The sequence below is a fragment of the Streptomyces sp. NPDC059900 genome, assembly GCF_050270335.1.
Taxonomy (GTDB): domain Bacteria; phylum Actinomycetota; class Actinomycetes; order Streptomycetales; family Streptomycetaceae; genus Streptomyces.
Map to the genome: position 1 here is coordinate 1 of NZ_JBNNJZ010000223.1, position 12,776 is coordinate 12,776.

The window sequence follows — 12,776 nt, forward strand, 5'->3', positions numbered from 1 at the left end:
GGGGCGCCTTGCTTGCCGTCATCACCGGCTTCGCCGAGTTCGTCCTCGATCGCCGGACGGGCTGGAGATCCAGCCCGTCCGGCGATCGAGGACTAGGGGTGGGCTTGGGGAGCCCCGCAGGGACCGCCCCTAGAACACCACCAGCGCACGGCCCCCCTTGCCCGCGATCATGTTGTCGAAGGCCGCCGGGATGTCGTTCAGGGCGATCCGGTCCGTCACCAGACCGCTCAGGTCGAAGCGCCCCGCCCGGATATGGTCCGCAAGGACCGGCAGGTCAACCGCCGGGTCGGAGTTCCCGTACACGCACCCGGAAAGCGTCCGCCCCCAGTGGAAGATCTCCAGGGCGTTGAAGCCGACCTCCTGGTCCTTGCCGCCGATGCCGACCACCGTCGTACGCCCGCCGCGCCGCGTGGACTCCCAGGCCGTACGGATCGTCACCGCACGCCCCACGCACTCCACGGCCACGTCCACGCCCTGCCCGCCGGTCAGCTTGCGGATGTCCTTCGCCGTCTTCTCGGAGGCGACGACGTACTCCGTGGCCCCCGCCGCACGGGCCAACTCCTCCTTCTCGGGGGACACATCGACCGCGATGATCTGCGAGGCTCCCGCGATCCGCGCCGCCTGGAGCGTCGCGAGGCCCACTCCCCCGACCCCGTAGACCGCCACCGTCTCGCCCCCGCGGACCTTCGCGGAGTGGTGCACGGCCCCGTACCCGGTGAGCACGGCGCAGCCGAGGAGCGCGGCGTCCGTCAGCGGGACACCGGCCGGGGCGGGCAGCACGCAGTTGCCCGCGACCACCGTCTCCTCGGCGAACGCGGCGACGTTCAGGCCGGGGTGCAGGTCGGCGCCGTCCGAGGTGCGGTGGGCGTACACATCGGCGGCCCCGGCAAGGGCGTTCACGCACAGCCAGACCTCGCCGAGCGAGCAGGGGTGACAATTGCCGCACGAGGGCGCCCAGTTGAGTACCACTCCGTCGCCCGGCGCGACATGCGTGACCCCCTCGCCCACGGACACCACGGTCCCCGCGCCCTCGTGCCCGAGCACGGCGGGCACGGGCACCCGCATCGTGCCGTTGGTCAGGGACAGGTCGGAGTGGCAGACCCCGGCGGCGGCGAGACGCACCCGCACCTGGCCGGGGCCCGGCTCGGGCAGGTCGATGCCGGTGATCTCCAGGGGAGAGCCGACGGCGGGCAGAACAGCGGCGCGGACCACGGTGACGTACTCCTTATGGGGCGGGCGTGCGGGGTTCAGAACTGACGGGTCAGAACTGCAGGGACTTCGTCTGGAGGTATTCGGTGAGTCCGTGCGGGCCCAGTTCCCGGCCGACGCCCGACTGCTTGTACCCGCCGAACGGGGCAAGGGGGTTGAAGCTGCCGCCGTTGATGTCGACCTGGCCCGTGTCCATCCGGCGGGCGAAAGCGATCGCCTCCTCGTCGTCGGCGGCCCAGACCGCGCCCGCGAGCCCGTACACCGTGCCGTTGGCGATCCGCAGGGCCTCGTCCTCGTCCTCGTACCTGATGATCGAGACGACCGGGCCGAAGATCTCCTCCTGGGCGATGGTCATCTCGGGGGTGACGTCGGCGAAGACGGTCGGCTGGACGTAGTAGCCCTGCTCGCGCGGCGCTTCGGAGCCGCCCGCCACCACGCGCGCGCCCTCCTCGACACCCTTGTCGATGTAACCCCGCACGCGCGCCTGCTGCTTGGCGTTGACGACGGGGCCGATGCGGGAGCCGTACTTGGCCGCCGCCTCGGACGCGAGCGAGACCGCCTCGTCGTAGCGCGCGGAGTCCACCAGCATGCGGGTCCACGCGCTGCACGTCTGGCCCGAGTTGGACATGACGTTGGCGACGCCCGCCTTGACCGCCTTGGCCAGGTCGGCGCTGGGCAGGATGACGTTGGCGGACTTGCCGCCGAGTTCCAGGGCCACCCGCTTGACCGCGGCTCCGGCGGTCGCGCCGATCTGCTTGCCGACCGCCGTCGAGCCGGTGAAGGAGACGAGGTCGACGCCCTCGTGCTCGGCGAGCGCCTGGCCCGCGACCGGGCCCAGGCCCGTGACCAGGTTGAAGACGCCGGCGGGGATGCCCGCCTCGTGCGCGGCCTCGGCGAAGATCTGTGCGGTCAGCGGGGTGTCCTCGGCGGGCTTTAGGACCACGGTGCAGCCCGCGGCGAGGGCGGGGGCGACCTTGTTGACGATCTGGTGGAGGGGGTAGTTCCAGGGCGTGATCGCGCCGACCACACCGACCGGCTCCATATAGACGGTGGAGTTGCCGATCTTCTCCTGGAAGGCGTACGTCGCGGCGAGCTCCGCGTAGGAACCGGAGACCAGGATCGGCACGCCCGCGTGCACCATCTGCGAGAACGGGAGCGGGGAGCCCAGCTCCGCGGTGACCGTCTCGGCGATCTCGTCCTTGCGGGCGACCAGCTGGTCACGGAGCGCCCCGATGAGCGCGCCGCGCTCGGCGGGCGGGGTCGCGGCCCAGGCGGGGAAGGCCTCGCGGGCCGCCCGTACCGCCGCGTCGATGTCCTCGGCCGTACCGGCGGGGACCTCGCCCACCGGCTGCTCGTCGGCCGGGTTGAGGACCGTGATCGTGTCCGTACCGGCGGCGGGCCGCCAGGCGCCGCCGATGTACATGCCGTCGTGGGCCTTCATCGCTCTCCTCAAGTCGTCACGAACAGTCGTCCGTACTCCGTCCGCACCCCAAACTAGCGCTGATAGTTTTTCGGCACCAGGGGCGTCCGGACGGGGGACATTCACCGCAGCTCGACACCTACCCCCCAAGGGTTTCGCCGAAGTTCGATTTCGTGCATGTGACAGACACATGTCAAGTCGCCAACTCCCTTGTTCTACGCACGTAGAGCCGACATTCTGCTGTTCGCGCCGAGAGCGGAACGTTCCGCTCCCGGCTGTGTGTGCGATCACGCACACGCCCCCACAGTTGCGCCGCCCTACCCCGGGCGCGCACGCCTATGAGGAGGACTCCCTCGTAATGGCAATGCTGCGCAGCAAGAAGACCGTGATCGCCGCGGCGATCTCGACCGCCACCGCCGCCACTCTGTTCGGTGCGGTCACCGCCCTTCCGGCCCAGGCCGCCCCCACCGAGGGCACCGTGATCGGAGCCGGCTCCGCCGACGCCGTGCAGGGCAGCTACATCGTCACGCTGAAGAAGGACTCGGGCCTCAAGGCCGCCACGGCCCAAGGCAAGGGTCTGATATCCGAGTACGGCGGCTCGGTGCAGAAGACCTTCAAGTCCGCGCTCAACGGCTACACCGCGAAGTTGAGCGCGGCGGAGGCGAGAGCGCTCGCCGCCGACCCCTCGGTCGCGACGGTCGAGCAGAACCAGCGGGTCCGGGCCGACGCGACCCAGTCCAACGCCCCCTGGGGCCTGGACCGCATCGACCAGACGAGCCTGCCGCTGTCCGGCACCTACACCTACCCGGACACCGCCGGCTCGGGTGTGACCGCCTACGTGATCGACACCGGCGTGCGCATCACGCACTCCGAGATCAGCGGTCGCGCGGTGAACGGCTATGACGCCGTGGACGGCGACAGCACCGCCCAGGACGGCAACGGCCACGGCACGCACGTGGCCACCACCATCGCGGGCAAGACGTACGGCGTCGCCAAGAAGGCCAAGATCGTGGCCGTCCGCGTGCTCGACAACAACGGCTCCGGCACGACCGCCGGTGTCATCGCGGGCATCGACTGGGTGACGAGCAACCACGCGGCGGGCGCCCCCGCCGTGGCCAACATGTCGCTCGGCGGCGGCGCGTCCACCTCGCTCGACGAAGCGGTCAAGAACTCCATCGCCGACGGCGTGAGCTACGCGGTCGCCGCGGGCAACGAGGGCGTCAACGCCTCCTCGTCGTCCCCGGCGCGGGTCCCCGCGGCCATCACGGTGGGCGCCACCAGCAACACGGACGCGAAGGCCAGCTGGTCCAACTACGGCTCGGTCCTGGACATCTTCGCGCCGGGCGTCTCGATCAAGGCGGGCTGGAACACCGGCGACACGGCGACCAACACCATCTCCGGTACGTCGATGGCCACTCCGCACGTCGCGGGTGCCGCTGCGGTCTACCTGGCGGGCCACACCTCGGCCACGCCGGCGCAGGTCTCCTCGGCGCTGGTGAACGGAGCCACCTCGGGCAAGGTCACCAGCCCGGGCAGCGGCTCGCCGAACAAGCTGCTCAAGATCGTCCAGTAGCAGCAGCCCCGCACGTCGTGTAGTACCCCGTTCCCCGGAGGCAGCCGGCGCCTCCGGGGAACTTCCGCGCGCCCGCTCGTCCGGCGGACCTCTCCTCTAGGCTTCTCCTCAACTCCGGTGTTCCGGAAGGCTTCTGCAAGGTTTCGACGGAGTTCGACGGAGGTGGCGAGTGAGCCGGTCGAAGAGCAAGGTGACCATCACGGAGATAGCCCGGCAGGCGGGCGTCTCGGTGCCGACCGTGTCGCGGGTGGTCAACGGCCGGTCCGACGTCTCCGAGGAGACCCGCGCGCGCATCGAGGACCTGCTGCGGGAGCACGGCTACGAGCGGCGGCCGACCGCGCCGGGCAGCCGTGCCGCCCTCGTCGACCTGGTCTTCAACGACCTCGACAGCCCCTGGGCCGTGGAGATCATCCGCGGTGTGGAGGAAGTGGCGCACGCGGCAGGAGCGGGCACGGTGGTCTCCGCCATCCACGGCGCATCCGGCTCGGCCCGCCAGTGGATGAAGAACCTGCGGGCCCGCGCGTCGGACGGCGTGATCCTGGTGACCTCCGTCCTGGAACCGGTGCTCCACGACGAGCTGCGGCGGCTCGGCGTGCCGCTCGTCGTGATCGACCCTGCGGGATCACCGGCCCTGGACGCGCCGACCGTGGGCGCGACCAACTGGGCCGGCGGCATGGCCGCGACGGAGCATCTGCTCTCCCTTGGCCACCGCAGGATCGGCTTCGTCGCGGGACCGCCGAGGCTCCTGTGCTCCCGCGCCAGGCTCGACGGCTACCGCGCGGCCCTGGAGAGCGCGGGGGTGCCCGTCGACGACGCGTTGATCGTGCAGGGCGACTTCTACCACGCGTCCGGCTTCGCGGGAGCGGGCGAACTGCTCGGCCTCGCCGAGCCGCCGACCGCGCTCTTCGCCGCCAGCGACCAGATGGCGCTCGGCGCGATCGAGGCCCTGCGGCGGCGCGGCCTGCGGGTGCCCGAGGACCTCAGCGTGGTCGGCTTCGACGATCTGCCGGAGGTCAGCTGGTCGGCGCCGCCCCTGACGACCGTGCGCCAGCCCCTGTCCGACATGGGGAAGCTCGCCGCCCGTACGGTCCTTCGGCTCGCGCTCGGCGAGGAGCCCGCGTCGCCCCGGGTCGAGCTGGCCACGGAGCTGGTGGTGCGCGCGAGCACGGCACCGCGCGCCTGAACGCCGCCCGTAGCTTCCGCGCGCATCCACCGATAGCTTTCGGAACTCTTCCGATAGGTGGGTGAATTGAGTGGTCCCGCGTCGCGGTGACCGGCCATCACCGGCTCCGCCGAGTTCGTCCTCAAACGCCGGACGGGCTGGACTTCTCCGCCGGCCCAGGGAGATCTTTCAGCCCCTCCGGCGTTTGAGGAGCGGGGGTCTGGGGGCAGAGCCCCCTGCTTCGGGAAGGGGCGGGATCGGGGAAGGCCCCGCAGGGCTACTCCGCCTCAGCCCCAACCCGGCCGCCACCAGAAGCAGCCCCCCGAGCATCACGAACGGCGCCGCAACCCCGGCGACACCCGCAATCAGCCCCGCCCCCGCAGGCGCAGCCACCTGCCCCAGCCGATTCCCCGTAAGCCGCAGCGCAAGCGCGGTGGACCGAGCCCCGTCAGGAGCCGCCTGCACGACCGTAGTCATCGACAGCGGCTGTCCGACCCCGAGACAGAACCCGAGCAGTACGAGCATCACCCCAAGACCCCACACAGGCACCGGCAACGCAACCCCCGCACACAGCACGGCACCCAGCAGACACGTGACGACGATCAGCACGGTCCGCCCGAGCAGATTGATCAGCGGCGTCATCACGAGCCGGCAGGCGATCGTCGCGGCGGCCCGCAGCGAAAGCAGCAACCCGACCGTCGCGGGCGCGATGCCCCGGTGTTCGCCGACCACCGGCAGATAGGCGGTGAGGATGTCCGTGGCGGAGAGCACCGCGAGGCTGATGAAGATCCCGGCCGGGACACCCCGGGTCCGCAGAATCCCGAGCACCGGCACCTTGGAGGCGGCGGCCCCGCCCACCGGCGCCACCGACCGCACGTGCTCGATCCGCCACAGCGAAGTGAAGGAGACGGCGGCGACCCCGGCCGAGACCAGCAGAGCGAAGGCGCTCGTACGCCCCATCTCCGCCCCGATGAGGGACCCCGCGGCGATCGGCCCGATCAGCTGCCCGAGCGAGGCACCGATCGTGAAGTGCCCGAAGTTGCGGTCCTGTTCGTCGGGGGCGGACTGCCGCGCGACGATCGACTGGGCGCCGATCACGAAGCAGAGGTGCCCCAGGCCCATCACACCGCTCCAGGCGGCGAGCGCGCCGAGCGACCCCGCCGTACCGCTGAGCGCGCACCCGCCGGAGATCAGGACGACGCCGACCGGAAGGAGCGGCGCGCACCGCCCGGTGTCCGTCCTGCGCCCGAGCGGCACGGCCGCGAAGAGCGGAAGCAGGGCGTACACACCGGCGATGACACCGATCGCCCGCTCGTCGGCGCCCAGCGAGAGCGCCCGGTAGGAAACGGCCGGACGCGCCATCGACACCGCCCCCTGCGCGAAGCTGAAGGCGATGACGAGGCGCAGCAACCAGGCCCGGCCCGGTGTCGATGGCATCAGATGATGCCGAAGAGGATTCCGGAGCCGAGCACCACGAGCGAGGTGAGCACGGCCCATTTGACGGTGAACTTGGTGTGGTCGCCGAACTCGACCTTGGCCATGCCGACGAGGACGTACACGGCGGGCACCAGCGGGCTCGACATGTGCAGGGCCTGGCCGGCGATCGAGGCGCGGGCGATCTCCAGGGTGCCGACGCCGTGTGCCTGGCCGGCTTCGGCGAGGACCGGCAGGACGCCGAAGTAGAAGCCGTCGTTGGACATGAAGTAGGTGAGCGGCAGCGACAGGAGGCCGGTGACCAGGCCCATCTGCGGGCCCATGCCCTCCGGGATGGCGTCGACGAGCCACTTGGCCATGCTGTCGACCATGCCGGTGCCCTGGAGCACGCCGGTGAAGACGGCGGCCGCGAAGACCATGCCGGTGACGTTGAGGACGTTCTCCGCGTGGGCGCCGATGCGGGCCTTCTGGTCGGGCATGTGCGGGAAGTTGACCGTGAGGGCGAGCGCGGCGCCGAGCAGGAAGAGGACCGGGATCGGCAGCCACTCCATGATCATGGCGGTGAGCAGGACCACGGTGAGTCCGGCGTTGAACCAGTAGAGCTTGGGGCGCAGGGTGGAGCGGTTCGGGTCGAGCCCCTGGAAGCCTTCGTCCTCGTCGGCGTCGGCGTTGGCGACGCCGGAACCGGTGGCGGCGTCGGAGTCCGTGCCCGAACCCGCTCCCCCGGTGGTCTTCTTGGTGAGCGACATACGCCCGTCGCCGGTGCCGCCGCCGGCACCCACCAGGACCGTCTCGCTCGCCGTCTCCTTCTCCAGGACCTCGTCCAGGGAGAGCATGCCGAGCCGCTTGCGCTCCCGCAGGCCCAGTGCGTAGGAGAGCAGGAAGACGGCCACGAGGCCCATGGCGAGCGCGGGGATCATGGGGACGAAGATGTCGGCCGCGTCGACCTTGAGCGCGGTCGCGGCGCGGGCCGTGGGACCGCCCCAGGGCAGCGTGTTCATGACGCCGTTGGCGGTGGCCGCGACACCCGTCATGACGACGAGGCTCATCTTGAGGCGTTTGTAGAGCGGATACATCGCCGAGACCGTGATCATGAAGGTCGTCGAGCCGTCGCCGTCGAGCGAGACGATCGCGGCGAGCACGGCGGTGCCGACCACGATGCGCACCGGGTCCGCCTTGCAGAAGCGGAGGATGCCCCGGACGATCGGGTCGAAGAGGCCGACGTCGATCATCACGCCGAAGTACACGATGGCGAACATGAGCATGGCCGCCGTGGGCGCCAGATTCCCGACGCCTTCGAGGACGTAGTCCCCGAGATGGGCTCCCTTTCCTACGAACACGCAGAAGAGCGCGGGGATCAGCACCAGTGCCGCGATCGGCGACATCTTCTTCATCATGATCGGCACCAGGAAGGTGGCGATCATGACGAATCCGAGGATTGTCAGCATGGGGGCTACCTAACGTTCACCATCGAACTCCCACCAGGTCTGGCGGTCCGGATGACGTTAGGACCGCTCCAGATCCGTTAACAAGATGTTGACGTGCGAGCAATAAGCGCAAAACTCCAGGTCAACGAGTTGTTGCCGGAGCGGCTGCCGGATAGGGGGCCGTCAGGGAGACCGGGAAGCCGTTGAGTACCGCCGTCCCGGAGAGCGGGTCGAGGAGCGTGCCGTCCAGGAGCTGGTTCACATTGGCCCCGGGGTTCTCGGCCGCGACGGCCAGGCGGGTGCCGGGGCGGTCGTGGCCCCAGCCGTGCGGCAGGCTGACCACTCCGGGGCGCACGGCGTCGGTCACCTCCACGGGGACGGTGAGCGAGCCCCCGGCGGCCTGTACGCACGCCTGGCCGCCGTTCTCCAGGCCGATCCGGGCCGCGTCCTCGGGGTGGACGTGCAGGGTGCAGCGGTTGGTGCCGCCGGTGAGGGTGCGGACGTTGTGCATCCAGCTGTTGTTGGAGCGCAGATGGCGGCGCCCCACGAGGACGAGGTCGTCCGGGGTGGCACGCAGTGCGTTCGTGAGGCGCGGCAGGTCGTCCGCGATCGGTCCGGGGAAGAGTTCCACCCGTCCGCTGCGCGTCTTGAGCACCTGCGGGAGCCGGGACGCGAGGGGGCCGAGGTCGATGCCGTGCGGGTGGGCGAGGAGCCGGTCGAGGGTGAGGCCGTCCGTACCGTCGCCGCGCCCGCCGAATCCGTCGCCGTAGGGGCCCAGGCGCAGCATCAGGTCGAGCCGTCGTTCGGGGCCGCTCTCGCCGGTGAGCAGGGCGGACAGCTCCTTGGGGTCGCGCCCGTATACGGCCGAGTGCGGCTCGTTGACGGCCTTGGCCAGTGCCCGGTCGATCACCATCGTGTCGACGGTCGCCGGATCGGCGCCGTGCATGCCGCTCGCGGCCAGCACGAGCCGGGCCAGGATCTCCGTCTCGGGCATCCTGCCGTCCGCGAGAGGCAGGGCGGCGCGGGTGTAGCGGACCTGGTTGCGTACGGCGAATCCGTTGAAGGCGAAGTCGAAGTGCGGGCTCTGGGACGGCGGGGGCGGCGGCAGGACCACGTGGGCGTGACAGGAGGTCTCGTTCAGATACGGGTCGACGCTGACCATGAAGTCGAGCGAGGCCAGGGCCTTGTCGAGGCGGTCGCCGTCCGGCGCGGAGAGCACCGGGTTGGCGGCGACGGCCACGACCGCGCGGATCGCTTCGTCGCCGGGGGTGTCGATCTCCTCGGCGAGCGCGGCGAGGGGCAGTTCGCCCTTGGCCTCGGGGTGCCGGCTCACGCGGCTGTGCCAGCGGCCGAGCGCGAAGCCCTTGCCGGGGCCCGCGGGGCGGGGCGCGCGGTCGGTGGCCGAGAGGGGGAACAGGGCGCCGCCGGGGCGGTCGAGGTTGCCGGTCAGGACGTTGAGGACGTCGACCAGCCAGTTGGTGAGCGTGCCGTAGGCGACGGTGCTCGCGCCCACGCGGGCGTAGACGGCGGCGGTGGGTGCCGACGCGAGTTCGCGGGCGAGGGCGCGGATGGTGTCGGCGGGGACGTCGCAGGCCCCGGAGACGGCTTCGGGGGTGAAGTGGCGTACGGCTTCCCGCACGTCCTCGACCCCTTCCACCTGCTCCTGAAGCGGGCCGGGGTCGGTGAGCTTCTCGTCGAAGAGGACCTGGACCATGGCCGCCAGGAGCAGCGCGTCCGTGCCGGGCCGGATCGCGAGGTGCCGGTCGGCGAGCTTCGCGGTGCGGGTGCGGCGCGGGTCGACGACGGTGAGCGTGCCGCCGCGGGCGCGCAGCGCCTTGAGCTTGCCGGGGAAGTCGGGGGCGGTGCACAGGCTCCCGTTGGAGTCCAGGGGGTTGGCGCCGAGCAGGAGGAGATGGTCGGTGCGGTCCAGGTCGGGCACGGGGATGGCGAAGGCGTCGCCGAAGAGGAGTCCGCTGGAGACGTGCTTGGGCATCTGGTCGACGGTGCTGGCGGTGAAGACGTTGCGGGTGCCGAGCGAGCCGAGCAGCACGGGCGGGTAGAGGCCGCCCGCCATGGTGTGCACGTTCGGGTTGCCGAGCACCACGCCGACCGCCTGCGGCCCGTGCCTCTCGATCAGGGGGCGCAGTCCGGCGGCGACGGCGTCGAACGCCTCGTCCCAGGTCGCCTCCTCCAGTACGCCGTTCTTGCGTACGAGCGGCGTCTTCAGGCGGTCGGGGTCGGCGTCGGCCTCCGGGAAGGAGGCGCCCTTGGGGCAGATGAAGCCCTGGCTGAACACGTCGTCCCGGTCCCCGCGGGCACCGGTCACCCGGCTGCCTTCGACGGTGAGCGTGAGCCCGCAGGTGGCTTCGCAGAGGGGGCAGATACGCAGGGCGGTGCTGGGCATGGAGGACCCTCCGGGGCGGCGGCTACGGCGCACGTGCGCTCTCACCATACCGACCGGTATGCACGCCGTCAGGACCCTGCGGGAATCAGGCCGGGTCCAGCGAACCCGCGAAATAGGAGTGCAGCAGGGTCCGGGTCTCGTCGATCAGGTCTGGATCGCCCGACGGATCGGCACGGAAGGCGAGTTGGAGCACCGCGTCCACCGCTTCGACGCCGACGAGCACGGTGCGCCGCAGCTTCTCGTCGAGGGGCCGGTCGAGGTGGTCGGCGAGCAGCCCCGCGACGCGCTCGGCGACGTCCGAGTTGGCGTCGGGCATCGCGTCGGGCGCGGAGGGGATGCCGAAGTCGACCAGGCCGAAGCCGGGGACGGTGCGCTTCATGGCGAGGTATTCGTCGAAGGCCGCGTCGACGGCTCCGCGCCAGTCGCCGCGCTCCGCCCCGGCCATGCGGGCCGCCACCCGCTCGCCGTACGCGTCGAGATTGCGGTGGGCCAGGGCGTCCGCCATGGCCCTCTTGTTGCCGAAGAAGCGGTAGACCGAGCCGATCGGGACGCCCGCGCGCAGGGCGACGGCGCGGGTGCTCAGGTCTTCGTAGCCGACCTCGTCGAGTACCTCGGCGCAGGCGTCGAGGATGCGGCTCAGGCGCTCGGCGCTGCGCTCCTGCACGGGCACGCGGCGCAGGGTTTTCGGGGGCGGCGGGGGCTTGTGCTGATCACCGTGGGACACCCCCGGAGAGTAGAGCATCGTTCACATCCACGGCCCCCCTTGCGGAAGGAAAACGGGAATCCTACGGTGTCCCATAGGAATCGTTGACGAGGGAGCGATGATGAGCCGGGACAACACCAGCGACGCGGGCCGTACGGACGCGAACGGCGCGCGCAAGACGGCGGAGGCACTGACGTACCTCTCCGGCTTCGGCAACGAACACAGCTCCGAAGCAGTGCCCGGCGCCCTGCCGCACGGCCGCAACTCCCCCCAGCGCGCACCCCTCGGGCTCTACGCCGAGCAGCTGAGCGGCACCGCCTTCACCGAGCCCCGCGCGCACAACCGCCGCTCCTGGCTCTACCGCATCCGCCCCTCCGCAGCGCACCCGGCGTTCACCCGCGTCGACAACGGCGCGATCCGCACGGCGCCGTTCACCGAGACGCCCGACCCCAACCGCCTGCGCTGGAACCCGCTCCCCGAGCCCGCCCCCGGCACGGACTTCCTGGCGGGCCTGTGGACGCTCGGCGGCAATGGAGACGCCACCCAGCGCACCGGCATGGCCGTGCACCTCTACCACGCCAACTCCTCCATGACGGACCGGGTGTTCAGCGACGCCGACGGCGAACTCCTCGTCGTCCCCGAGCGCGGCGGCCTGCTGCTGCGCACGGAGTTCGGGCTGCTGCACGCCGAACCGGGCGAGGTGGCGCTGATCCCGCGCGGGGTGCGCTTTCGCGTGGAACTCCTCGACGACACCGCGCGGGGGTACGTGTGCGAGACCTACGGCGCGGCCTTCCAGCTCCCCGACCTGGGCCCGATCGGCGCGAACGGCCTGGCGAACGCACGGGACTTCCGGGCCCCCGTCGCCGCGTACGAGGACGACGAGCGGCCGGTGGAGGTGGTGAACAAGTTCTGCGGGAACCTGTGGCGGGCGACCTATGACCACTCCCCGCTCGACGTCGTCGCCTGGCACGGCAACCACGTCCCGTACGTGTACGACCTGCGCCGCTTCAACGTGCTCGGCACCATCAGCTACGACCACCCGGATCCGTCGATCTTCACGGTGCTCACCTCGCCGTCCGACACCCCGGGTCTCGCGGGGGTCGACTTCGTGGTGTTCGCGCCGCGCTGGCTGGTCGGCGAGGACACCTTCCGGCCGCCGTACTTCCACCGGAACGTGATGAGCGAGTACATGGGCCTGATCGAGGGCGCGTACGACGCGAAGGCGGAGGGTTTCGTGCCCGGCGGCGGCTCGCTGCACAACATGATGTCGGCGCACGGCCCCGACCGCGACACCTTCGAGAAGGCGTCGGCCGCCGAGCTGAAGCCGCAGAAGATCGACGACGGGCTTGCCTTCATGTTCGAGACACGCTGGCCGGTGACGGCCGTCGAACAGGCGGCCAGGGCCTCCCACCTGCAGCGCGGATACGACGATGTGTGGGAGGGC

General features: G+C 71.1%; 9 protein-coding genes. 3 read left to right on the plus strand and 6 right to left on the minus strand.

Annotation, left to right across the window (positions count from 1 at the left end):
• Positions 1-129 precede the first annotated feature (129 nt).
• Positions 130-1,212 carry a Zn-dependent alcohol dehydrogenase gene (locus ACQKIP_RS25550; protein ID WP_365859977.1) on the minus strand — a complete coding sequence of 361 codons (1,083 nt, stop codon included), beginning with the start codon at positions 1,210-1,212 and terminating at the stop codon, positions 130-132.
• 49 nt (positions 1,213-1,261) lie between these two features.
• Positions 1,262-2,650, minus strand: coding sequence for an aldehyde dehydrogenase family protein (locus ACQKIP_RS25555; protein WP_365859976.1), 1,389 nt, complete (start codon positions 2,648-2,650; stop codon positions 1,262-1,264).
• Positions 2,651-2,987: 337 nt separating this feature from the next.
• On the opposite strand from ACQKIP_RS25555, the gene ACQKIP_RS25560 reads away from it, so the two are divergent.
• Positions 2,988-4,202 carry a S8 family serine peptidase gene (locus ACQKIP_RS25560; protein WP_427744173.1) on the plus strand — a complete coding sequence of 405 codons (1,215 nt, stop codon included), beginning with the start codon at positions 2,988-2,990 and terminating at the stop codon, positions 4,200-4,202.
• A gap of 169 nt (positions 4,203-4,371) precedes the next feature.
• Entirely contained in the window at positions 4,372-5,385 is a 1,014-nt protein-coding gene (locus ACQKIP_RS25565) for a LacI family DNA-binding transcriptional regulator (protein ID WP_365859974.1), read from the plus strand.
• Between the two features lie 168 nt (positions 5,386-5,553).
• Here ACQKIP_RS25565 and ACQKIP_RS25570 read toward each other — a convergent pair whose 3' ends face one another.
• From ACQKIP_RS25570 to ACQKIP_RS25585, 4 genes are all read right to left on the minus strand, one after another.
• Positions 5,554-6,801, minus strand: a complete 1,248-nt coding sequence (locus tag ACQKIP_RS25570; RefSeq protein ID WP_365859973.1) for an MFS transporter — start codon at positions 6,799-6,801, stop codon at positions 5,554-5,556.
• Positions 6,801-8,246: a CitMHS family transporter gene (locus tag ACQKIP_RS25575; RefSeq protein ID WP_427744176.1), complete on the minus strand. Its 1,446-nt coding sequence runs from the start codon at positions 8,244-8,246 to the stop codon at positions 6,801-6,803. Before ACQKIP_RS25575 ends, ACQKIP_RS25570 begins: the two co-directional genes overlap by 1 nt.
• 121 nt (positions 8,247-8,367) lie before the next feature.
• On the minus strand, positions 8,368-10,629 hold the full coding sequence (locus ACQKIP_RS25580) for a molybdopterin-dependent oxidoreductase (protein ID WP_365859971.1): 2,262 nt from the start codon (positions 10,627-10,629) through the stop codon (positions 8,368-8,370).
• A gap of 85 nt (positions 10,630-10,714) precedes the next feature.
• Positions 10,715-11,353, minus strand: a complete 639-nt coding sequence (locus ACQKIP_RS25585; protein WP_365859970.1) for a TetR/AcrR family transcriptional regulator — start codon at positions 11,351-11,353, stop codon at positions 10,715-10,717.
• 100 nt (positions 11,354-11,453) lie between these two features.
• On the opposite strand from ACQKIP_RS25585, the gene hmgA reads away from it, so the two are divergent.
• Positions 11,454-12,776 (plus strand): homogentisate 1,2-dioxygenase (gene hmgA, locus ACQKIP_RS25590; protein WP_427744178.1); only part of this gene is annotated, 1,323 nt, incomplete at its 3' end.